Source organism: Streptomyces sp. NPDC002306 (assembly GCF_053593435.1).
In genome coordinates this window covers 272,678-295,270 of sequence record NZ_JBSFCK010000006.1, presented here as the reverse complement: position 1 = coordinate 295,270, position 22,593 = coordinate 272,678, and the positions used below count along the sequence as shown (strand labels likewise).

The window sequence follows — 22,593 nt, the reverse complement described above, 5'->3', positions numbered from 1 at the left end:
CCGGAACGGAGATCCTTGTGCCCGCACGCAGAGCAGCCGACGGTGTGTCACGGGGGAAGTGCGAACAGTGGAACGCGCGCAGGAACGAGCCTCTGCCGGCGGGGCGGCCACCCCCGCCCAGCGGCCCGCGGAGAGAGGCGCCGCCTTGGAACTCCTGGTCCACGGCGTGGGCGGCGCCACGCCCGAGAAGATGCTCAACGACCCGCGTACGGTGCGGATCACCGGCGACGACACGGCGGCCGTGTACCGGCGCGCCGACGACGTCGACGCGGAGAGCGGCCCCGGTGACCGGGGCGGCCCGGTGCCCGAGGCCTACGTCTGGTCCAACCTCACCTCGGGCAACGGCGCCCGCGCGCTGTGGCTGTTGCTGCTGCCGTTCATGGTGGTCAACCTCGCCCACTGGATGCGCCCCGGCGTGCGCGGCCGTACCCGCACGGTGCGCCTGTACGGACTGCTGGTGCGACTGGCCGGACTGACCCTGACCGTGCTGCTGGTCGCGGCCGCCTGCGAGGTCGCCCTCGACCTCGCGGCCTGGCAGTGCGCGGGCACACCCGCGTGCGCCGCGCGCCACTCCTGGCTGGGCTTCCTGGCGCCCACCGTCTCGGACGGCGGCTGGTGGAGCCGTCCCGGCCGCAGACTCGCCCTCGCCGCCGCGGTGCCCACCGCCGTCACCGTCCTGCTGTGGTATCTCTCCCACCGCACCTGGAGCGCGTACGAATCCGAACAGCCGCTCTTCCAGCCGGCCGAGCCCGAGGAGGAGACCGGGCGCACCGCGCTGGGCCGGCCAGGCTTCTGGTACGGACGCCGACTCGTGGCCCGGCTGCGCGCCGCGCACACCGCCGCCGGACTGCTCACGGTCGCCGCGGCCGTCGCATCCCCGGCCGCCCGCTTCGACCGCGCGCCGGGCGGACCGGCCGCCCTGGACGTGGCCGGGTGGCTGGTGTCGGGGGCGCTGGCCGCCGGGGCGGCCGCCGTGGTGTGGGTGGTCTGCCGCCGGGGCCGCAGCGAGCACCGCCTCGACCGCGAGCTCGACGCGCACCTCGTGCACCGGCTGCCGCTGGCCGCCCTCACCCTGCTCGCCCTCGCCCTCGGGTACGCCGGCTGGGAGCGCCCGCACTGGCGCTCGCACGGACGGCTGCCCGGCGACGCGACCTTCGGGGCCCTCGCCCTGGTCCAGGGCCTGCTCGTCATCGCACTGGCCGGGGTCGCCCACCTCCTGCACCGCACCCGGCCCGAACCGCGGGCCGCGATGCGCGGCCTCGGCGGACCCGCCGTCGCGATGCTGGCCTGCGCCCTCGGCGGCGTGATGTCCGGCGGAGTGTCCCAGCGGGTCGCCGACTGGCTGGACGGCACCAGGGCCTCGATCGCCGGTCCGCCGGTCCTGCTGACCTGGCAGGCGTCCGTCATCCCTCCGATGCTCGTCGTCCTGCTCGTGCTCTGCGGCCGCCTGGGGTGGCGCACCGCGCGGCTGCGCCGCGCCGGGCTGGACGAGGTCGGCCGCGACTACCCCGGCGAGACCAAGGACACGGCACGCACCCGCCGCATCGCCGGCGCCCGCGCGATGGCCTCCCTCACCGACCGCGGTCCCCTCGTCCTCGCCGTCACCTCCGCCACGACGCTGCTCCTGGGCACCGCGGCCCTCGTCGGCGCCCTGACCACCGGGAAGACCCCGGCCGTCGCCGCCCAGACCGCTCCCGCCTTTGTGCACGGCGCCGCCGACGCCGCGCAGGCACTCGGCTCCTGGCTGATCGGCCTCGGTTTCCTGCTCTTCGTCACTTGGGGCCGACGCGCCTACAAGGACGCCGCCGCCCGGCGCACCATCGGCATCCTGTGGGACGTCGGCACGTTCTGGCCGCGCGCCGCCCACCCCTTCGCCCCGCCCTGCTACGCCGAGCGCGCCGTGCCCGACCTGACCTGGCGGATGGCCACCTGGACCCGCGACACCGGCGGCCGCCTGGTCATCTCCGGACACTCCCAGGGCAGCGTGCTCGCCGCCGCCGCGGTCTGGCAGCTCAAGCCGTCCGAGCGCGGCCGGGTCGCCCTGCTGACCTACGGCTCCCCGCTGGAGCGGCTCTACGGCCGCTGGTTCCCGGCCCACTTCGGACCGTCCGCGCTCGGCTCCCTGCACCGGGAGGTCGCCTGCTGGCGCAACCTCCACCGGCTCACCGACCCCATCGGCGGCCCGGTCCGGCTGCCCGGCGACTGCGGCCCCGACGTCGACCTCGAACCCCTCAAGGACCCGATGGCGTACGGCCGCACCGACCGGCACCCGCTCCCGGCGCCGATCCTCGGACACTCCGACTACCAGGCGGACCCGGTGTTCGCGGTGGAACGGGAGCGGCTGCTGGCCCGGTTGCGGCCGGACCTGCCGGGCCCGCGCCACACGAACGGCGCCGTTCAGGAGAGTTCGGGCAGGTCCTCCGCGTAGAGGAGGGTCAGGTCGTCCGTGCTCGGCTCCGTGACCTGCGCGACCCGGCCCGCGTGCCGCTCCACCATCGCCTCGAAGGTCTGGCGGGCGGTCCGGCCGTTGCCGAACGCGGGTCCCTTCGGGAGGTCCGTGAAGTACTTCAGCAGTGACTGGGCCGTGCCCGGAGCCAGCCGGTACTCGTGCTCCTCGGCCTGCTGCTCCACGATCCGCAGCAGTTCCTCGGGGCCGTAGTCGCTGAAGGTGATGGTCCGCGAGAAGCGGGACGCGACACCGGGGTTGACGGAGAGGAACCGCTCCATCTCGGCCGTGTAACCCGCGACGATCACCACCACCGCGTCCCGGTGGTCCTCCATGAGCTTCACCAGCGTGTCGATGGCCTCCTTGCCGAAGTCACGGCCGGAGTCCTCCGGCGACAGCGCGTACGCCTCGTCGATGAACAGCACACCACCGCGGGCCCGTTCGAAGGCCTCCTGGGTACGGATCGCCGTGGAACCGATGTGTTCGCCGACCAGGTCGACGCGGGACACCTCGACCAGGTGGCCCTTCTCCAGCACACCGAGGGAGGCGAGGATCTCGCCGTAGAGGCGGGCGACCGTCGTCTTGCCGGTGCCGGGGGAGCCCGTGAAGACCAGGTGCCGCTTGACCGAGGCGGCCTTCAGGCCCGCCTCCCGGCGGCGCCGGCCCACCTCGATCATGTCGGTGAGGGCGCGCACCTCGCGCTTGACGCTGTCCAGGCCCACCAGCGCGTCGAGTTCACCGAGGACGGCCGTCGAGGTGCGGGCCTCCTTCGCCGGCTCGGCGACGGGCACCGACGGCTCCTGTTCGGTGACGCGCTGCCCCGGGATCGCGCCGAGCAGGCCAGGGGTCTGGGCCGCCGTCTGGACGACCGGCTCCGGCGCGGCCGTCGGGGTGCGCAGGCTCGCGCTCTCGTCGCTCGTGCAGTCCTCGACCACGGGTCCCGTGCCGGACGCCGAGTCCGGACCGCCCTCCGCGAACTCGTAACCACCGCGCGCGCAGCGCTCCGTACGGCACTTCTTCAGCGTCGTACGGCAGCCGTCGAGGACATGGAAGCCGTAGCCCGCGCTGCCCGTGACCCGGCAGCCGAGGAAGCTGCCGCGGCCGCCCGCCGAGACGTAGAAGCCGGCCTCCGCCGGGGAGTCGACGGTGCACCGCTCGATGGTGGGGTCGGCGCCCTTGGTGACGATCACACCGGTCTGCGTGCCGTCCAGCGTACAGTTGCTGAGGGTGCCGCCGCTGCCGTGGTCACGGAACCAGGCCCCGGTCGCGGCGTCCCGGATGCGGCAGTCGTCGAGTTGCGCGGTGGCGCCGTCGCTCACCGACACGGCCGTGTTGCGGACCTGGGAGAGGTCGCTGTCGACGACGTCCGCGCGTGAGCCGCGGTCGAGGACGAACAGGGCGTCCGGCACGTCGTGCACCCGGCAGGAGTCGAGGACCACGGTGGCGCCGTCACTGACCCACACGGCCGGATAGTCGCCGGTGCTGTCGAAGATCTCGCACTGATTGGCGTCCACCCGCGTGCCCGGGTCCCACACCGACAGCCCGTTGCGGCCGAACTGGCGCACCGTCGTCCGGGTCAGCGTCAGCACGGAACGGGAGCGCAGATCGACCGCGTTCTCGGGGATGTCGTGGATCCGGCAGTCGGCGAGGGTCAGCACCGCGTCGGTGTCCAGGGTGACTCCGTCGGCGGTGGTGCGGTGCACATCGCAGTCCGTGAGGTGGCCGGTGGCCCGCGCGGTGATCTGCACGCCGCTGCCCCGCACCTCGTAGATCTCGCACCCCACCGCCTCCAGCGCGGAGTTGTCGCCGGTGGCGGTCAGACCGGAGCCCGAGGTGTGGTGGATCCGGCAGCGCTCCAGACGGGGATGACCGCCCCCGCGCACCGCCACCCCCGACTGGCCGGCCGCCACGACCTCGCAGTCCTCGAACACCCCGCCGCCGCCGTCGACCACGGCGATGCCGATGCCCGCCGGGTTGTCGACGGTGCAGCGGCGCACGGTGGGCCGGGCGTCCCCGCGCACCTCGATGCCGGCCGCGGACCGGGTGACGACCCGGACGTCCCGCAGCTCCGGCGTGCCCTCCTCGACCAGCAGGGCCGGCGCCGCCGCGTCCTGGCCCTCCACGTAGAGATCCTGGATCACCGCGGAGGCGCGCACGGTCAGCGGCACTCCGTCCAGGGGCGCGATCCGCACCGACCCCGCGGAGCCCTCGGGGCCGCGCAGGGTCACCGCCCGCTGGACGACGAGATTCTCCCGGTAGGTGCCCGGAGCGATGGTGAGGACGTCCCCCTCGGCCGCGGCCTCCAGGGCGGCGGCGAGCGAGGCGTACTCACCTGTGCGGCGCCGCCACCTCGATGTGCCGGTGTGCGTCACCTGGACCGTGCCCTGTGCCATGGCGTTGCTGTGCCCCCACCTCGTCGTACGCGGGTTGTTGCCGAAGACCCGGCCGGTCCACCGTAGCGTGCGCGCGGGCGATGGGTTGACCAGAGACGGAAGGCGGTCGGCGTGACGAAGCGCCGTCAGCTGCCGGTTCCGGTCCGCCCCCAGTCCGGGCCCGCTCGGTCCCAGGCCTGGTCCCAACGCGCGTACCGACGGCGGACCATGCGCCAGACGACCAGCCGTCGGCAGGCCTCGACGAGCCCCGCGGTGAGCATGGCCGCGCCGAACCCGGCGAGGACAGCGTGTGTGGTCGCCGTCGCGGAGTCCAGCGGGCGGGCCACGACGCCGCCGTGCGCGTCCGTCCATATCGTGAAGTGGTCGCCGTCGTGCGGGGTGTCGACGCTCGCCAGGACCGGGCCGCGGTGTGTGGTGCCGTCCGGTGCCCGCCAGTCGGCGAGCACATGACTGCGGGCGTCGCGCGCGGTGGAGGTCTCCGGATCGGCCTCCAGCGAGGAGCGGTTCAACCCGCGGACCACGGTGGCCGTCACCTGGTGCCGGGCCGTGCGCTGGTCGCGGACCGCCTGTTGCAGGGCGTCCTGGGCGACGCCGCCGACCAGGGAGCCGGTCACGGGCGCGACGACCAGGACGAACAGCAGGGCCACCAGGGCCACCCAGGCCTCGACCAGGTCGGTCACGCGGCGCAGCGGATTGTGCCGCCACCGCCAGAGTCCGCCGATTGTTCGCACCGGCCCGCACCCCCTTTCCCGCTCCGTGATAACCCCCCGCGGAACCGTTCACGCGTGAGTCCGGCCCAAGAGAGAGCGAAATCACCTCTGACCGGGACGTCTCATGAACTCCGCACGAAATCCCAACGAGCGGGTTCCCGCGCGGGGTTCCCGAAACGTTCCCGGTGCTCCACCGCGGGCGGCACACTGGCGGTGTGACAGATGCGTCGACCCGTCAACTGCTCGACCTGTTCCTCGGCGCGGTCGTACCCGTGCCCTCGCTGGTCTGCGTCTGGGCGCACGGCTCCCTGGCCGGGGGCGACTACCAGCCGGGGCGCAGCGACCTGGACCTCGTCGCGGTCGTCGAGCGCCGGTGTCCGCCGGAGCTGGAGGAGCGGCTCGTCGCGGCGCACGAGAAGCTGGCGGCGACCCACCCCCTGGCGGCGAAGCTGCATTGCAGCTATGTCGCGGCCGACGAGTGGGGCGACCACGGCGCCGCTCACCTCACCTGGGCGCACGAGGAGTTGATGCGCCGTCCCGTGACCCCGGTGACCCGGCGGGAGCTGCACGCCTTCGGCACGGTGCTGCACGGGCCGCGCCCGGCGGTCCTGCTGCCGCCGGTCACCGACCGGGAGCTCACGGACTTCGTCGCCGAGGACCTGGCGCGCTTCTGGCGGCCTGCCCTGGACCACCCGGAGCGCTGGCTGCGCGAGGTCTGGGTCGACCTCGGTCTGCTGACGCTCGCGCGGGCCGCCGTGACGCTGCGGACCGGCAGACTGATCAGCAAGGCGCAGGCCCTCGACGAACTGACCGCGCTGGGCGCCCCCGCGGACGTGGTGCACGACATCCGACAGCGCCGCTACGGCGGCCCGCCGTCCGCGTCCGACCGGTGGCCGGCCCGCCGGGCCGAACTGACCCGCGCCTTCCTCGCCCCCGCGATCGAGCGCGTGCTGGCGGCCGCGCGCCCCTGACCGGGCCGAACCACTCCGCCGTCCACGGCCGACCTGTTCAGGACGAAAGACGCTGGTCGAGGATGGTGACCGGATCGCCGACCCGGATCGTGCCCGGTGACTGGGGCACCAGGTTCTGGCCGAAGACCAGTCTGCCGTCGATGCGGCGATGGCGGCCGAGGGTGTGCAGGGGCTCCTTGCCGCGCTGGGCGGTGGTCTGGTCCGTGGTGGTCACGACACACCGGCCGCACATCTTGGCGACCCGGAAGGTGACCTCGCCGATGGCGACACGCGACCAGTCGTCCTCGGCCCACGGGGCGGTTCCCGACACCACGGCGTTCGGCCGGAAGCGGTTCATGGGCAGCGGGCCCTCGCCGGCGTGGCCGTCCCGCGCGATCAGTGCGTTCAGGGCGTCGAGCGAGGCGGTCGTGGTGACCAGCAGCGGGAAGCCGTCGGCGAAGGAGACGGTCTCCCCGGGCAGCGCGAAGTCGTGGTCGACCGGGCGGCGCGTGCCGGGGTCGTCCATGTGTACGAGACGTACGTCGGTGCCGAGGAAGGCGCTGCACCAGGCGTGGGCGGCGGCGACGGCGAGGACGCCCTCCACCTTGTCGCGGAAGATCTCGACGGTCGTCGTGCCGATCGGCTCCGGGACCGGGACGGTCAGCGGTTCGAGACCGGGCGCGGACAGCCTGACGCCGCCGGGCACGAGCTCGGCGGCGGCCAGTGCCAGGCGCGGATACCGGCGTTGCGTGACGACCGTTCCCCCGTCGTCGATCAGCGCCCAGCGTCGATCACCGGCCAGCCCCCAGGGCTCCACGACGGCCTCCCGGAGCGACAGAGCCCGGAACGCCTTGACCGGATGAACGTGGATCGACTGCAGCTCCGTATTGCCCATGACTCCATCGTGCCAGGCAATACGGACAGTGCCCGGACGGCTCAGTAGCCGCCGCGGTACTGCTGCTGGTTGTTGTACGGGTCCTGGTACGGAGCCGGGGCGGGCCGGGGAGCCGCGGGGCGCATCGCCTCGTAGCCCATGCCGGGCTGGGCCGGACGCGGCTGCTGCGCCTGCGGACCGGGGTAGCCGCGCGGCGCCGCCGCCTGCTGCGGGATGTACGCCGTGGGCGCCTGCTGCAACGGGGAGGGCTGCTGCGCCTGCGGGTATCCGTAGGACTGGTGGGACGGGGCGGCCGGGAGGGCGGGCAGCGCCGAGGGGAGCGCGGGGAGGTGACTGCCCATGTCGTACGCGGCGGGAACCCGGATCGGGGCGATCTGCGGGGTGCCCCGCTCGGCCACGAGCGAGTCGTAGATCGGGGTGTCCGGGAAGGAGGCGGAGTAGTAGCCGCCGCCATAGGTGGAGCGGGGGGAGGTCATGGCCATAAGTTAAGCCCACGATGTGCTGGTTGGGGAGACCGATAAGAGGGTTGTTTTCCGTGTCCGCAGTGACCCGGTATCCCCAATGCGAGCGAACTTGGGAAAAAGGGGCGCCAAGCAGGGTTCAGATCCCGTAAAAGCCAAGTGCCCAGCGGGTTACCAGCGGTTGACCTCGCGTGTTCCTGTGCTGTTCGTGGGACTTCTCGGCCCCTCGGAATAGGTTGACCCTGTAGGCAGCCAATGGAGTGCCGGGTGGACCGGCACGGCGACTCGCGATGGGGGCGGACATGTCAATGCCGAAAGGATCGAATGCGCCGGTGCCGACCACGGCGCTGCGCGTCGAATTGGGCTGGCGGTCCGGCCCCGGCGTGCCCGACGCGGACGCGTCGGCGCTGCTGCTCGTGGGCGGGAAGGTCCGCTCCGACGCGGACTTCGTCTTCTACAACCAGCCCGCGCACTCCTCGGGCGCGGTCCGGCACGAGGGCAAGCGGGACGGCGGCGGCCGGGTGACCGACACGCTGCTCGTGGACCTCGCGCGCGTGGAGCCCGCGGTCGAGACCGTGGTCCTCGCCGCCTCCTCGGACGGGGGCACGTTCGGGCGGGTCCCGGACCTGTACATCGAGGTCCGGGAGGCGGCGCAGGGGACGGTCGTCGCCCGCTTCGACAGCACGGGAGCGACCGTCGAGACGGCGTTCGTGCTGGGGGAGTTCTACCGCCGGCAGGGCGCCTGGAAGTTCCGTGCCGTCGGCCAGGGCTACGACAGCGGCCTGGAGGGCCTGGCGACGGACTTCGGCATCGCCGTGGACGAGCCGCAGCGCGCGGCACCGGCGGCCGGCCCGGTCGCCCCCGCGCCACCGGTGGCCCCGCCGGTGACGGTCCCGCCGCCGGTCCACCACGCTCCGCCACCGCCCCAGGTGCAGCCGGTCCACCCCGCTCCGCCGCCCCTCCCGCCGCAGCACCCGGCGCCGCCCGTCCAGCCGGTCCGGCTGACCAAGGTCACGCTCACGAAGGCCTCCCCGTCGGTCTCGCTGACCAAGCAGGGCGGCACCTCGGGTGCCATGCGCGTGAACCTGAACTGGGAGGTGCGCAAGCAGTTCTCCGGGTGGGGCAGCAAGCGCGGCCGGGCCGTCGCGATGCACGCGGACCTCGACCTCGACCTGTGCGCCCTCTTCGAACTCGCCGACGGCCGCAAGGGGGTCGTCCAGGCGCTCGGCAACGCGTTCGGGGCCCTGCGGCAGCCGCCGTACATCCATCTCGACGGCGACGACCGCACCGGGGCGTCGGCGAGCGGCGAGAACCTGACGATCAATCTCGACCACGCCCGGGACTTCCGGCGCGTCCTCGTCTTCGTGACGATCTACGAGGGCGCCCGCTCCTTCGCCGATCTGCACGCGACGGTGACCCTCACCCCCCAGTTCGGGGCCCCGATCGACTTCTCGCTCGACGAGTGCACCGTCCCCTCCACGGTGTGCGCGCTCGCGCTCATCACCAACAACGGAGGCGACCTGGTCGTCCAGCGCGAGGCCCGCTACCTGGTGCCCCAGCGCGGGGTGAGCCCGCAGCGGACCGTCGACCACGCCTACGGATGGGGCATGGACTGGACCCCCGGCCGGAAGTAGGCGGCGGGCGGGCGCCGGGTCAGCCCTCGTCGGGGACGGCGTCCGGGCGGGCGTAGGTGCGGCCCTTCCAGGCGGCACCTCGCCCCCGGTAGTGCTGCACCGCGGAATCGACCGTCATCAGGAGGTACAGGAACGCGGTGAACGGCAGCAGAGGAGCGAGCCACAGCGGCTGACGGTAGTAACGGAGCATCGGTACGTACGTTCCCGCCATCACCAGCCAGGCCGCGCCGCCCGCGAGGGCGGCCGCGGCGCTGCCCGTGGCCGCACCGGCCAACACCGCCACGGGCGGCACCAGGTACACCAGCGCCAGTCCGGCGACCGTGCCGGCCAGCAACAGGGGGTTGTGCCGCAACTGCGCGTACGCGCTGCGGGACACCATCCGCCACAGGTCGTGCAGGCGCGGATAGGGACGCACGCTGTCCACGCCGTCGGCCAGCCCGAGCCAGACCCGGCCGCCGCTCCGCTTGACGGCCCGCGCGAGCGCCACGTCGTCGATCACGGCGTGCCGGATGGCGTCCGGGATCCGGGCCCGCTCCGCCGCCTCGGCACGCAGCAGGACGCAGCCGCCCGCGGCGGCCGCCGTGCGGGTCCCCTTCCTCTTCATCGTCCTACCCGCCTTCCCGGTCGTCCCGGTCGTCCCGCGCTGCTCGGCCTCCTTGCCGATCCGGCGGAACGGATACAGCTGGGCGAAGAAGTAGACGAACGCGGGCACGACGAGCCGCTCCCACAGGCTCTCCACCCGCAGCCGGGCCATCTGCGAGACGACGTCGAAGCCTGCGCTGTCCGCGGCGGCCACCAGCTGCCGCAGACTGTCCGGGGCGTGGGCGATGTCGGCGTCCGTCAGGAGCAGGTAGGCGGGGTCACGCGTGCGTGCCAGGCCGATGCCGTGACGCACCGCCCAGAGCTTGCCGGTCCAGCCCGCGGGTGGCTCGCCCGGCGAACTCACGGTCAGCGGCAGGCCGCCGTGCCGCGCCGCCAGCTCGCGCGCCAGGTCACCGGTGCCGTCGCGGCTGCCGTCGTCGACGAGGAAGACCTCGGCCCGGCCCGGATAGTCCTGGGCGAGCAGGGACGGCAGGCTCGCGGGGAGCACCTCGGCCTCGTCGCGCGCCGGTACGACGACACAGACGGACGGCCACACGCGCGGATCCCGGCGGCGCGGCAGCCGGACATCCGTGCGCCAGAAGAACCCCTGGAAGAGCAGCAGCCACAGCCAGGCGGCGAGAGAGGCGGCGGCGGTCCACACGATGGCGCTCACCCGCGCAGTCTGCCCCACGCCACCGGTGCGCCGGAGCCCATCGTCTATCGTGGCCGGGTGAAGATCGCGCTCATGGACTCCGGAATCGGTCTGCTGGCGGCCACCGCCGCGGTGCGGCGCCTGCGGCCCGACGCGGATCTCGTGCTGTCGCTCGACCCCGACGGCATGCCCTGGGGGCCGCGCACTCCGCAGGACCTCACCGGGCGCGCCGTGGCCGTCGCGGAGGCCGCCGCCGTCCACCGGCCCGACGCTCTCATCGTCGGCTGCAACACCGCCACCGTGCACGCCCTGGACGCCCTGCGCGCTCGCCTGGAACCGGGTGTTCCGGTCGTCGGAACGGTCCCCGCGATCAAGCCGGCCGCGGCCGGCGGCGGTCCCGTCGCGATCTGGGCCACGCCCGCCACCACCGGCAGTCCGTACCAGCGGGGACTGATCCGGGACTTCGCCGATGGTGTGGCCGTCGCCGAGGTGCCGTGCTGGGGACTCGCCGAGGCCGTCGAACACGCGGACGAGGCGGCCATCGAGGCCGCCGTCACCGCGGCCGCCGCGCTGACCCCCGCGGACGTGACGACCGTGGTCCTCGGCTGCACCCACTACGAGCTGGTCGCGGACCGCATCAGGGCCGCCGTGCAGCGCCCCGGCCGTCCCCCGCTCGTCCTGCACGGCTCCGCGGGTGCCGTGGCCGCGCAGGCGCTGCGCCGCATCGGCGAGCTCCCCGCCCCCGAGGCCCCGCCGGTCGGCTCCCTGACCGTGCTGCTCAGCGGGCGCGCGGGCACCCTGCCCGCGGCCGCGCTGGCGTACGCCGAGGGGCGGATGCTGCCGGCGGTCAGCCCCGCTTCGTGACTCCGGCCGATCCGGCTTCGTGATCCCCGGCCGCCGGCCGGACGTCTTCGCCGCGCGGGACCCCCGGGTGGCGGAGTCACCTTGTGCGACGAGCTACCCGCGCAGCGAAACCTGAGTAACCTCATAGCCATGAGGGACCACCCCCACGACGAGAAGGTCCCGCACCCGGACATCTGGACCGGGCGCGCGACCAACCGCTTCCAGTGGCTACTGGCGCTCAGCGGCGCCGCCTGCCTGGCGCTCGGCATCCAGCTGGCCGTCGACTCCGCGTGGACGTCCGGCTCGGCCGCGCTCGTCATGGCCGTGGTCGGATGCATCGCGGCCGGGCTGCTCGTTCTCTTCGGCACCCTCGCCTTCGTGCACGTCGACCTGAAGCTCGACAAGGAGTCCCTCGAAGTGCGCTGCGGCCACATCGGTGTGCCGCGCCGCCGCATCCCGCTGTCGCACGTCGAGGGCGCCGACTTCGCCCCCCTCGTCACCCCGCGCCACTGGGGCGGCTGGGGCTATCGCTGGCTGCCCGAGAAGGGCACCGCGGTCGTCGTCCGCCGTGGCGAGGGCGTGGTGCTGCGCCTGTGGGACGGTCACACGTTCACCATCACCGTGGACGACGCCGAGGCAGCCGTACGGGTCATCCGCGACCGGCTGCGCCCCAACGCGCACGGTCCGCTGCACTGACGGTCACCCGGCCGCCGTCACGGACTCGACCGCTCACCACGCGCGCGTACGTCCGGCGCGCTCCGCACGGGCTCCTGGAACAGCGGCCGCGCCGTGGCGAGGCCCGCCAGCAGGCCCGCGCCCACGGACACCGTGGTGAAGCTCAGCGCGTCACCCACCGCCGCGATGGCCGCCAGCGCCGTCAGGGCCGCGCCCGCGGTCAGGGCGACGGGCGTCGGGCGCGGCGAGCGCCACAGCGCGAACAGCAGCCAGCCGAAGGCGGCCGCGAGCAGCGCCACCCCGGCCACACCCTGCTCGGCCGCCTGCTGCAACGGCGCCGAGTGCGGCTTGCCGTCGGCGGGCGTCGACTGGGCCGCCGTCGTGCTGAGGTCCCCGAAGCGGCCCGGGCCCACGCCCAGCGCGCTGTCCTGGTGCGCCAGGTGCAGGGCGTCGTGCCACAGCGCGACCCGGTGTGACGTGAGCTGACCCTCCAGGGACGCGGCGAGCCCGTCCGGCAGCGCGTTTCCGGCGACCGCCCAGGTCAGCCCCGTCACCAGGGCGGCGGCCAGGGCCAGTCCCGCGATGCCCGGGCCGCGGTGGCGCATCCGGCCCGCGGCGAGCGAGCACAGCAGCACCGCGGTACAGGTGACGACGCCGGTGACCGAGCCGAGGACCGCGGCGGTCACGGCGATCGCGGCGGCCGCGAGGCGCAGTGCCAGCCGTGCCGCCACGGTGGGTGCGGCCCAGGCGGCGCAGCACGCGGCGCCGGCCGAGAGGGTCAGCAGCGCGGCGGTGGCCCCGGCGTGCCCGAGCGGGGTGACGAGCTGCGGCGCCGCGAGCTGCGGCAGGGTCACCGCCAGGCACACCCCGGCCAGCGCGCCGACGAAGGGCGCGGCCACCGGCAGCAGTGCCCCGAAGATCCGTCCCGCGGCGAAGCCGGCGGCCACGGCGAGGACGGCCAGCAGCACGCCCTCCGGGCGGCCGTCGTGCGCGGCCGCCGTGATCAGCGACCAGGCGGCACAGGCCCCGAGCACCACCACACCCGCGGTGTCGGAACCGTTGCGTCTTTCGCCGTCCGTGGCCGGACCGGCCGTAGACGTCCTGCCCGTGGACCCCACTCCGTCCCCCCGAACCCGGTCGCCCCCGACCTGTGCCGGACCCCGCCGTCCGGCCCTCCGCCAGGGCCGTGAACGGCCCTGCGACTGAGGCTTCGGCACACCGTAACGGCTGATGGACGGTTTGTGGATGAGTTGCGCCGAGATGCGCAGGAACGTTGCGGCAGGGGTGCCCGCCGTGGCGGGCGCGACCCCCCGGTGCCGGGTGGAGGGCGCGGGGTGGCCCCACGGGCCGAACTGTCGGGGGCAAGGTCACCCGCCGTACACTCCCGGAGTGACCGTCACCGCAACCTCCGTGGGCCAGTCGGACCAGCTGGAGCCCCCGATCGTGCCCGCCTCGCGCGGCGCGCGGCTCGTGCGCTTCGTCCCGGCCATCGCCGCGGTGCTCTCCGGAGTGCTGCTCTACGTCAGCTTCCCGCCGCGCACCCTGTGGTGGCTGGCCCTGCCGGCCTTCGCCGTCTTCGGCTGGGTGCTGCGCGGCCGCAGCTGGAAGGCGGCCCTGGGCCTCGGTTACCTCTTCGGCCTCGGTTTCCTGCTGCCGCTGCTGGTGTGGACCGGTGTGGAGGTCGGCCCCGGACCCTGGATCGCCCTGGTCGTGATCGAGGCGGTCTTCGTCGCGCTGGTCGGCGCGGGCGTCGCCGCGGTGTCCCGGCTCCCCGGCTGGCCGCTGTGGGCGGCGGCGGTGTGGATCGCCGGTGAGGCGGCACGCGCGCGGGTGCCGTTCCGCGGCTTCCCCTGGGGCAAGATCGCGTTCGGGCAGGCGGACGGCGTGTTCCTGCCGCTCGCGGCGGTCGGCGGCACACCCGTGCTCGGCTTCGCGGTCGTCCTGTGCGGATTCGGCCTGTACGAGGTCGTGCGACTGGCCGTCGAGGCGCGCGGTACGCGCAGCGTGCGGCGGTCCGCCGCGGCCGTCGCCCTGCTGAGCGTGGCCGTACCGGTGGCGGCCGCCGTCGCCGCCCGCCCGCTGGTCAGCGACAAGGCCGAGGACGGCACGGCGACCGTCGCCGTCATCCAGGGCAACGTTCCGCGCCTGGGCCTGGAGTTCAACGCGCAGCGACGGGCCGTGCTCGACTTCCACGCGCGCGAGACGGAACGACTGGCCGCCGAGGTCGAAGCGGGCAAGGTGCCCCGGCCCGACTTCGTGCTGTGGCCGGAGAACTCCTCCGACATCGACCCCTTCGCCAACCCCGACGCGGCCGCCGTCATCGACCAGGCGGCCAAGGCGATCGGCGCGCCCATCTCGGTCGGCGGCGTCGTCGAGCGGGACGGCAAGCTCTTCAACGAGCAGATCCTCTGGGACCCGGAGAAGGGCGCCGTCGACACGTACGACAAGCGGCAGATCCAGCCGTTCGGCGAGTACCTTCCGCTGCGCTCGCTCCTCGGCGCGATCAACAAGGACTGGACCACCATGGTCCGCCAGGACTTCAGCCGGGGCACCGAGCCGGGCGTGTTCGACATGAACGGCACCAAGGTCGGCCTCGCGACCTGCTACGAAGCCGCCTTCGACTGGGCCGTGCGTGACAACGTCACCCACGGCGCCCAGCTGATCTCCGTGCCGAGCAACAACGCCACCTTCGACCGCAGCGAGATGACCTACCAGCAGCTCGCCATGTCCCGGGTCCGCGCCGTCGAGCACAGCCGGACCGTCACCGTCCCGGTGACCAGCGGCGTCAGCGCGATCATCATGCCGGACGGGAAGATCACTCAGAAGACCGGCATGTTCGTGGCCGACTCCCTCGTGCAGAAGGTGCCGCTGCGCTCCTCCGAGACGCCCGCGACGCGAATGGGCATCCTGCCGGAGATCGCCCTCGTGCTCGTGGCCGCCGGAGGACTCGGCTGGGCCGTCGCCGCCGGGGTGCGCGGGCGGCGCGCCGGTGGCGTGTAGCCGTACACCCGGCGTACGCCGCCGCCGTCCACCTGGGGCGACAGGGCCGAACCGTTAGGGTCGGGCCATGGCTACTCCTGACTTCATCCGCACGCTCCGGGCCTCCGCCGGCCACCAGCTGCTCTGGCTGCCCGGGGTCACCGCCATCGTCTTCGACGACGCGGGCCGCGTGCTGCTGGGCCGCCGCTCCGACACCCGCAAGTGGTCCGTCATCGGCGGAATCCCGGAGCCGGGGGAGCAGCCGGCGGCCTGCGCCGTACGGGAGGTCGAGGAGGAGACCGCGGTGCGGTGCGTCGTCGAGCGGGTCGTCCTCGTCCAGGCACTGGAGCCGGTCACCTACGCCAACGGGGACATCTGCCAGTACATGGACATCACCTTCCGCTGCCGCGCCGTCGGCGGGGAGGCGCGGGTGAACGACGACGAGTCGCTGGAGGTGGGCTGGTTCGAGGTGGACGCCCTGCCGGAGCTGAACGCGTTCGGACAGTCGCGGATCAAGCAGGCGCTGTCGGACACGGCCACCTGGTTCGACCCGGCGGATCCGGTCCCGGGCGCCGGAGCCGAGGGGGACGACGGGGTGGCCGGGGAGCCGTAGGACGCACACAGGGGTGTGGGCATGGCTGGTGCTCCCATGAGATCACTCCGAAGTATGGGCGATGCGCACATGGGGTGGCGCGGTGCGGCTGCCTAGGGTCGAACCATGACCGCGCCCACTGCCCTCCCCGCCCCCCACGCTCTCCCCCTCGACCTCGGCGGTCGCACCGCCCTGGTCACCGGTGCCGCCGGCGGCATCGGCAGCGCCTGCGTCCTGCGACTGGCCGCCGCCGGGGCCGAGGTGAGGGCGGTCGACCGGGACGCCGGAGGCCTGGAGGCGCTCGCCGGCCTGGCGGCGGACCTGCCGGGCGGTGTCGAGCCGCACGTCCTCGACCTCACCGACCTCGACACCGCCGAACTCGCCGCCGCGGGCACCGACATCCTGATCAACAACGCCGGCCTTCAGCTGGTGCGCCCCATCGAGGAGTTCCCGCCGGACGTCTTCCACACCGTGCTCACCGTGATGCTGGAAGCGCCGTTCCGGCTGATCCGCGGCGCCCTTCCGCACATGTACGGGCAGGGGTGGGGCCGCATCGTGAACGTGTCCTCGGTGCACGGGCTGCGCGCCTCGGCCTACAAGTCCGCCTACGTGGCCGCCAAGCACGGCCTGGAAGGGCTGTCCAAGACGGCCGCCCTGGAAGGCGCGCCGCACGGCGTCACCTCGAACTGCGTCAATCCCGCCTACGTGCGGACCCCCCTGATCGAGACGCAGCTCACCGACCAGGCGCGGGCGCACGGGATCCCCGAGGAGCGCGTGCTGTCCGAGGTGTTCCTCCAGGACTGCGCCGTCAAACGGCTGATCGAACCGGCGGAGGTCGCCGAGGCCGTGGCCTATCTGTGCAGCCCACAGGCGTCGTTCGTGACCGGTACCTCGCTGGTCCTGGACGGCGGCTGGACTGCGCACTGAGCCGGACCGCGCCGCTCGGCGTCCGAGTTGTCCACAGGCCTGACGGCGCGGCCGCGTGATGAGGAATCCTGTGAACATGTCCCGCGATCACCTGCCCGCCGAACGCTCCGTCAGTGGCGCCGAGCCGTCGCCCCACGGCGCCGGCGCGCCGTTCCTGGAGCTGCTGGCCCGCGGCGCGGCCGTCGACGCCTACGAGCGGCCCGTGCTGCTCGCCCGCGCCGCCGACGCGCCGCCCGAGCGGATCGCCGCACTCGAACACGCCAAGCTGCTCGCCCTGCGGGTGCGCTCGGAACTGGAGGGACGGCGCAGGCGCGAGGCCGAGCTGTCCGCGCTCTTCGAGACCGCGCACGACCTGGCCGGGCTGCGGGACCTCGACGCCGTCCTGCCGGCCATCGTCCAGCGCGCCCGGTCGCTGCTCGGCACGGACGTCGCCTACCTCAGCCTGAACGACCCGGCCAGGGGCGACACGTACATGCGCGTGACCGAGGGCTCGGTCGCGGCCCGCTTCCAGCAGCTGCGCCTCGGGATGGGTGAGGGCCTCGGCGGCCTCGTCGCCCAGACCGCCCGCCCCTACGTCACCGACGACTACTTCCGCGACGGCCGCTTCCAGCACACCTCCACCATCGACGCGGGCGTACGGGACGAGGGCCTGGTCGCCATCCTCGGCGTGCCCCTGATGCTGGGACCGCACGTCATCGGCGTCCTGTTCGCCGCGGACCGCCGGGCCCGTGTCTTCGAGCGGGAACAGATCGCGCTGCTCGGCTCGTTCGCCGCCCTCGCCGCGGCCGCCATCGACACCGCCAACCTGCTTACGGAGACCCGCTCCGCCCTCGCCGACCTGGAACGGGCCAACGAGATCATCCAGGACCGCAGCGGCGTCATCGAGCGGGCCTCCGACGTCCACGACCGGCTCGCCGAACTCGTCCTGCGCGGCGGCGGCGTGCACGACGTGGCCGCCGCGGTCTCCCAGGTCCTGGACGGCACCGTCGAGTTCACCGAGTCCGCCGACACCCCGGCCCGCGCTGTGGAGGCGTCCCGCGCCGAAGGGCACGCGGTACGGCACGGTACGGACTGGATCGCCGCCGTGACCGCCGGCGGCGAGCTGCTCGGCGCGCTGGTGCTGCACGGCCACCCGGGCCTCGACCCGGTCGACCAGCGCACCCTGGAACGGGCGGCTATGGTCACCTCGCTGCTCCTCCTCGCCCGGCGCTCGGCCGCCGAGGCCGAACAGCGGGTACGCGGCGAACTCCTCGACGACCTGCTGGACGCCCGCGACCGCGACCCCCGCCTGCTGCGTGAGCGCGCGACCCGGCTGCACGCCGACCTCGACGCCACCCACGTCGTGCTGGCGGCCCGTCTCGACGGCGCCGCGGCCGACGCCGACCAGGAGGCCGCCGCCCGTCGGCGCCTGTGGTCGGCCGCCTCCCACCTCGCCGCCACCCGACAGGGCCTGGCCGCGGCGCGCGACGGCGGCACCGTCCTGCTGCTGCCCCTCGCCGCCGGGGACACGGTCACGGACCTCGCCCGCCGCACCGCGCGACACCTGGGCACGGCCGTCCACGAAGCCGTCACCGTAGGCGCCTCCGCTCCGGTGGACGGCCTCGCCGCGGACCCCGACGCCGTGGCCGCGGCGTACGCGGAGGGCCGGCGCTGCCTCGACGCCCTCCGGCTCCTCGGCCGCGGCGGAGACGGCGCGGCGGCCGACGACTTCGGCTTCCTCGGGCTGCTCCTGGCCGGCGACCGGGACATAGCCGGCTTCGTCGACCGCACCATCGGCCAGGTCGCCGACTACGACGAGCGGCGCGGCACCGAACTGCTGCACACCCTGGACGCGTACTTCGCCTGCGGCATGAGCCCGGCGCGCACCAAGGACGCACTGCACGTCCACGTCAACACGGTCGCCCAGCGGCTGGAGCGGGTCGGTCGGCTGCTCGGCGACGACTGGCAGAGTTCGGCCCGGGCCCTGGAGATCCAGCTCGCCCTGCGCCTGCACCGCTTGTCGGACGCGCGCCGCCCCTGACCGCGAGGGTCAGGGGCGGACGGCGGTCCGGTACGTCAGACGCGGTGCGCGTCCGCCGCCGGAGCCGTCGAGAGCTCGGTCCCGGCGGCGGGCTCGATGGCCGACAGGTCGCGCATCCGGGTCTCCTTGGCGACCGCCACGGCGACGACCGTCACGACGACCGCGCCGATCACGTACAGGGCGATCGGAGTGGAGCTGCCGTAGTCGGCCAGCAGCGCGGTGGCGATGAGCGGCGCCGGCGCGCCCGCGGCGACGGAGGCGAACTGGGCACCGATGGAGGCACCGGAGTAGCGCATCCGGGTCGCGAACATCTCGGAGAAGAAGGCGGCCTGGGGCGCGTACATCGCACCGTGCAGCACGAGGCCCACCGTCACCGCGAGGACGAGGCCGCCGAAGTCGCCGGTGTCGACGAGCGAGAAGAAGGGGAACATCCACAGCCCGACACCGACCGCGCCCAGCAGGTACACGGGCCGACGGCCCACCCGGTCCGACAGCGCGCCCCACGCCGGGATGACCGCGAAGTGCACAGCCGACGCGATCAGCACCGAGTTGAGGGCGGTCTGCTTGGAGACGCCGGCCGAGGTGGTGGCGTAGACGAGGATGAAGGCGGTGATGACGTAGTAGCTGATGTTCTCGGCCATGCGCGCGCCCATCGCCACCAGGATGTCGCGCCAGTGGTACCGCAGCACGGACACGAGCGGCAGCCGCTCCGCTTCGTCGGTCTCCGCGGCCGCCTTGCCGGCGACGGCGTCCTCGTCCTCCTGCGCGTGCGCGGCCTTGCGGGCCTCGGCCTGCGCCAGCGCCTGCCGGAAGACCGGTGATTCGTCGACAGACAGACGAATCCACAGACCGACGACGACGAGAACACCGGACAGCAGGAACGGGATCCGCCAGCCCCAGCTGCCGAAGGCCTCGTCCGACAGCACGGCCGTCAGCAAAGAGAGCACACCGGTCGCCAGGAGCTGCCCGGCCGGCGCCCCGGTCTGCGGCCAGGACGCCCAGAACCCGCGCCGCCGCGCGTCCCCGTGCTCGGACACCAGCAGGACGGCTCCGCCCCACTCACCGCCGAGCGCGAAGCCCTGCACCAGGCGCAGCGCGGTCAGCAGCACCGGGGCGGCCGCCCCGACCGTCGCGTGGGTGGGCAGCAGCCCGATCGCGAAGGTGGCCCCGCCCATCAACAGCAGACTCAGGACCAGCAGCTTCTTGCGGCCGAGCCGGTCGCCGAAGTGCCCGAACACCAGCGCGCCCAGCGGCCGGGCGGCGAACCCGACGGCGTACGTCAGGAACGACAGCAGCGTGCCCACCAGCGGGTCGGAGTCCGGGAAGAACAGCTTGTTGAAGACCAGCGCGGCGGCGGAGCCGTAGAGGAAGAAGTCGTACCACTCGATGGTGGTGCCGATGAGGCTGGCGGCGACGATGCGCTTGAGATGGGCGGGGGGTGTCGGGGGAGCGGATGCTGCTGAGGCCATGTGCGCCACTTCCTCGTGTGCGGTGGGGACGGTAGGTGTCGGCACACCGTAGGAAGCCGCAGGTCTGGCGCACATGTGGTGGGACTACATAGTTCGGGGGAGAGGTGTACGTGATACGCCCATGTCCGCCTCTCCGGTGGAGAAGGGCGGGCATGGATGTGGGGACCGACGGACGCGGACGCGGGAGGGCCGGCGACGCGATCGGGGGTAGGCCCAGGACCGGTCCGACACCCGCCCGAGGATCGGTGCGGCGCGTCGGCGGGCCGTCACGGTGTCAGTGGCCGGTCTCCCGGGTGGGGTGGCCGAGGTAGAAGTCCTTGCGGGCGGCCACGAACGCCTCGACCGACCCGGCCGGTACGCCGGTCACGCGTTCGACGTCGTCGGACGCGCGGTCGTAGCGGTTCTCGCGGTGCAACCGGGCCATGGTGGCGATGTGCTGTTCGGTGTGCGGGGGCAGTCCCGCCTTGACGAGCACCTCGGCCCGCCACCGGTCCAGCGGCATGTCCACGTACGTCACCGTCCGCCCCAGCCCGCGGGAGAACTCCTCGGCGATCTCGGTCATGTCGAGCGTGCGCGGCCCGGTCAGTTCGTAGACCCCGCCGACGTGCGGGGCCGGGTCGCGCAGCACGGTGGCGACCACCCGGGCGACGTCGTCGACGGCGATCGGCGAGGTGCGCCCGGTGCCGAAGGGCAGCACGATCGTGCCGTTCTCCTGGATGGACCGTGCCGCCAGCGTGGTGAACAGCGGGTTGTTCAGGAACGCCGTCGGCCTGATGTGCACCACCGGCAGACCCGACCAGTCCAGCACCTGCTCTCCAAGCCAGTGCAGCCGCTGCTGGTCCGACTCCGTGGTACTGGTGGCGGTCATCTGCGACACCGTCATCTGGGACATGTCGACCAGACAGTCCAGCTGCCCGTACTCGCGCGCCACGGTGGCCACCACGGTCGTCGCCAGCAGATGGCTCGGGGACACGGGCATCGCGAAGTACATCCTCGCGACCCCCTTCAGCGCCGCCGCGACGGACTCGGGCCGGGTCAGATCACCGATGACGACCTCCGCGCCGAGCGCGCGCAGCGCCGCCGCGCGGTCGTCGTCGTGGCGGACCACCGCGCGCACCGGTACATCCTGAGCGCGCAACTGTTCGAGGACGCCACGGCCCACCTCACCGGCGTTGCCGACGAGAACGAGGTTGTTGGTAGCCATCGATCGGACTCCTTCTGGTCGGCTGATCGGCTGATCGGCTGATCGGGGTGCGCTCACCCGGTCGCGACCGGCGGCGCGGCCCTCAGGCGAGGGCTACGGCACGCCGCCGGATCAGGCGCGGGCGCATGCCGAGCAGCAGCGCGGCGATGACGGCCCACAGTGCGAGTGTGATCACAGGACCCGCCGCGTGCGCGCCGTCGAAGTAGCTCAGGTCGGTGACCGCGCGGACGGCCGCGCCCGGCGGCAGGAGCGCGGAGACGGTCCGGGCCGCGGTGGGCAGCAGATCGGCGCCGATGGTGGCCCCGCTGGTGGCGTTGCCGACGGTGAGGAGCAGAAGGGTGGCGACGGGTACGCCGACGGGGCCGAGGTAGGTCCCCAGCAGCTTGGTGGTGAACGAGGCCGCGGCGGCCAGGAGCGCGAGGGTGAAGATCAGCGGGGCGACCGGGGCCGGGACCGCTCCGAGGATGGGGCCGGCGATGATCGCGGCGATGGCGCCGATGGCGACGGAGACTCCGGCCAGCAGCCAGAACCGGTGGCGCAGGAGCAGCAGACCGGCCAGACCGAGCGCGTTCGAACCGAGGACGAAACCGGCCAGCGTCACCCCGAAGGCCATGTAGAAGCCGGCCAGCCCGCGGGCGTCGTAGTGGTCGAGGGGTACGACGTCCGCGGTGGTGACGTGCTCGCCCGCGCCGTGGGCGTAGGCGCTGACGAGGTTCTTCACCGCCGCTGTCGTGGACGATCCGGCGGCGCCCGCGACCTCCAGGCGCAGCTGGTGCGGGCTCCCGGAGCTGAGCGCGGCGACGACGTCGTGGTTCTCCAGCGCTTGGCGGGCGGCCTGGGCGTCGGCGGCCGGACGGACCTCGACGCTGTCGCCGAGGGCCTGGTGGATCGCTTCCGGCAGGCCCGGCCCGGCCACGGCGAGCGGGATCTGATGCGGCTGGGGGTTGCGCTGAAGGCCGACGTAGCAGCTGATGAAGGCTGTCGCCACGACCAGGGCGATCACGGCCGGCTGGAGCCAGGCCCGCACCGGAGGCCGGTGACGGACGGCGTGGCGCCGGTGCCGCGTGGGCGCCGCGGCGGGGATCTGCTCGCTCTCGGGGGCGGATCCGACAGGGGTTTCCATGCGGGAGCTTTCTGGGGAGGGGGGTGCGGCGCGGGTTC

General features: G+C 73.7%; 18 protein-coding genes. 9 read left to right on the top strand and 9 right to left on the bottom strand.

What is annotated here, in order from left to right; translation table 11 throughout:
• Window positions 1–67 precede the first annotated feature (67 nt).
• On the top strand, window positions 68–2,428 hold the full coding sequence (locus ACWCQK_RS15255) for a hypothetical protein (protein WP_451155586.1): 2,361 nt from the start codon (window positions 68–70) through the stop codon (window positions 2,426–2,428).
• Here the strand turns inward: ACWCQK_RS15255 and ACWCQK_RS15250 are convergent.
• Together ACWCQK_RS15250 and ACWCQK_RS15245 are read right to left on the bottom strand one after the other, a co-directional pair.
• Window positions 2,398–4,839: a right-handed parallel beta-helix repeat-containing protein gene (locus tag ACWCQK_RS15250; protein ID WP_451155585.1), complete on the bottom strand. Its 2,442-nt coding sequence runs from the start codon at window positions 4,837–4,839 to the stop codon at window positions 2,398–2,400. The genes ACWCQK_RS15255 and ACWCQK_RS15250 overlap by 31 nt on opposite strands.
• Before the next feature lie 125 nt (window positions 4,840–4,964).
• Window positions 4,965–5,570: an Rv1733c family protein gene (locus ACWCQK_RS15245; RefSeq protein WP_451155584.1), complete on the bottom strand. Its 606-nt coding sequence runs from the start codon at window positions 5,568–5,570 to the stop codon at window positions 4,965–4,967.
• Between the two features lie 194 nt (window positions 5,571–5,764).
• On the opposite strand from ACWCQK_RS15245, the gene ACWCQK_RS15240 reads away from it, so the two are divergent.
• A complete protein-coding gene (locus ACWCQK_RS15240; RefSeq protein WP_451155583.1) occupies window positions 5,765–6,520 on the top strand; it encodes a nucleotidyltransferase in 756 nt (251 codons plus the stop codon).
• 37 nt (window positions 6,521–6,557) lie between these two features.
• Here ACWCQK_RS15240 and ACWCQK_RS15235 read toward each other — a convergent pair whose 3' ends face one another.
• Window positions 6,558–7,394 carry an MOSC domain-containing protein gene (locus ACWCQK_RS15235; RefSeq protein ID WP_451155582.1) on the bottom strand — a complete coding sequence of 279 codons (837 nt, stop codon included), beginning with the start codon at window positions 7,392–7,394 and terminating at the stop codon, window positions 6,558–6,560.
• Window positions 7,395–7,435: 41 nt separating this feature from the next.
• Window positions 7,436–7,870, bottom strand: coding sequence for a DUF6643 family protein (locus ACWCQK_RS15230; protein ID WP_451155581.1), 435 nt, complete (start codon window positions 7,868–7,870; stop codon window positions 7,436–7,438).
• Window positions 7,871–8,163: 293 nt separating this feature from the next.
• On the opposite strand from ACWCQK_RS15230, the gene ACWCQK_RS15225 reads away from it, so the two are divergent.
• Entirely contained in the window at window positions 8,164–9,489 is a 1,326-nt protein-coding gene (locus tag ACWCQK_RS15225; RefSeq protein ID WP_451155580.1) for a TerD family protein, read from the top strand.
• A gap of 19 nt (window positions 9,490–9,508) precedes the next feature.
• Here ACWCQK_RS15225 and ACWCQK_RS15220 read toward each other — a convergent pair whose 3' ends face one another.
• Window positions 9,509–10,762, bottom strand: a complete 1,254-nt coding sequence (locus tag ACWCQK_RS15220; RefSeq protein WP_451155579.1) for a glycosyltransferase — start codon at window positions 10,760–10,762, stop codon at window positions 9,509–9,511.
• A gap of 39 nt (window positions 10,763–10,801) precedes the next feature.
• On the opposite strand from ACWCQK_RS15220, the gene ACWCQK_RS15215 reads away from it, so the two are divergent.
• Together ACWCQK_RS15215 and ACWCQK_RS15210 are read left to right on the top strand one after the other, a co-directional pair.
• Window positions 10,802–11,587 carry a glutamate racemase gene (locus ACWCQK_RS15215; RefSeq protein ID WP_451155578.1) on the top strand — a complete coding sequence of 262 codons (786 nt, stop codon included), beginning with the start codon at window positions 10,802–10,804 and terminating at the stop codon, window positions 11,585–11,587.
• A gap of 129 nt (window positions 11,588–11,716) precedes the next feature.
• A complete protein-coding gene (locus tag ACWCQK_RS15210) occupies window positions 11,717–12,262 on the top strand; it encodes a hypothetical protein (protein WP_451155577.1) in 546 nt (181 codons plus the stop codon).
• 17 nt (window positions 12,263–12,279) lie between these two features.
• Here the strand turns inward: ACWCQK_RS15210 and ACWCQK_RS15205 are convergent, their stop codons facing one another.
• Window positions 12,280–13,278, bottom strand: a complete 999-nt coding sequence (locus tag ACWCQK_RS15205; RefSeq protein ID WP_451155709.1) for an O-antigen ligase family protein — start codon at window positions 13,276–13,278, stop codon at window positions 12,280–12,282.
• Between the two features lie 352 nt (window positions 13,279–13,630).
• Here ACWCQK_RS15205 and lnt point away from each other — a divergent pair, with 352 nt between their 5' ends.
• The 4 genes from lnt (at window position 13,631) to ACWCQK_RS15185 (ending at window position 18,759) form a co-directional block, all read left to right on the top strand.
• Window positions 13,631–15,241 carry an apolipoprotein N-acyltransferase gene (gene lnt / locus ACWCQK_RS15200; RefSeq protein ID WP_451155576.1) on the top strand — a complete coding sequence of 537 codons (1,611 nt, stop codon included), beginning with the start codon at window positions 13,631–13,633 and terminating at the stop codon, window positions 15,239–15,241.
• Between the two features lie 67 nt (window positions 15,242–15,308).
• Window positions 15,309–15,833, top strand: a complete 525-nt coding sequence (locus tag ACWCQK_RS15195; protein WP_451155575.1) for an NUDIX hydrolase — start codon at window positions 15,309–15,311, stop codon at window positions 15,831–15,833.
• A 105-nt stretch (window positions 15,834–15,938) separates the two neighbouring features.
• On the top strand, window positions 15,939–16,739 hold the full coding sequence (locus ACWCQK_RS15190; RefSeq protein ID WP_451155574.1) for a 3-hydroxybutyrate dehydrogenase: 801 nt from the start codon (window positions 15,939–15,941) through the stop codon (window positions 16,737–16,739).
• A gap of 76 nt (window positions 16,740–16,815) precedes the next feature.
• The gene (locus tag ACWCQK_RS15185) at window positions 16,816–18,759 is read left to right on the top strand and encodes a helix-turn-helix domain-containing protein (RefSeq protein WP_451155573.1); all 1,944 of its coding nucleotides are present in this window, start codon (window positions 16,816–16,818) and stop codon (window positions 18,757–18,759) included.
• 35 nt (window positions 18,760–18,794) lie between these two features.
• Here the strand turns inward: ACWCQK_RS15185 and ACWCQK_RS15180 are convergent, their stop codons facing one another.
• From ACWCQK_RS15180 to ACWCQK_RS15170, 3 genes are all read right to left on the bottom strand, one after another.
• Window positions 18,795–20,228, bottom strand: a complete 1,434-nt coding sequence (locus ACWCQK_RS15180) for an MFS transporter (RefSeq protein ID WP_451155572.1) — start codon at window positions 20,226–20,228, stop codon at window positions 18,795–18,797.
• A 274-nt stretch (window positions 20,229–20,502) separates the two neighbouring features.
• On the bottom strand, window positions 20,503–21,432 hold the full coding sequence (locus ACWCQK_RS15175) for an NmrA family NAD(P)-binding protein (RefSeq protein WP_451155571.1): 930 nt from the start codon (window positions 21,430–21,432) through the stop codon (window positions 20,503–20,505).
• Between the two features lie 82 nt (window positions 21,433–21,514).
• Entirely contained in the window at window positions 21,515–22,555 is a 1,041-nt protein-coding gene (locus ACWCQK_RS15170; protein ID WP_451155570.1) for a hypothetical protein, read from the bottom strand.
• Window positions 22,556–22,593 lie beyond the last annotated feature (38 nt).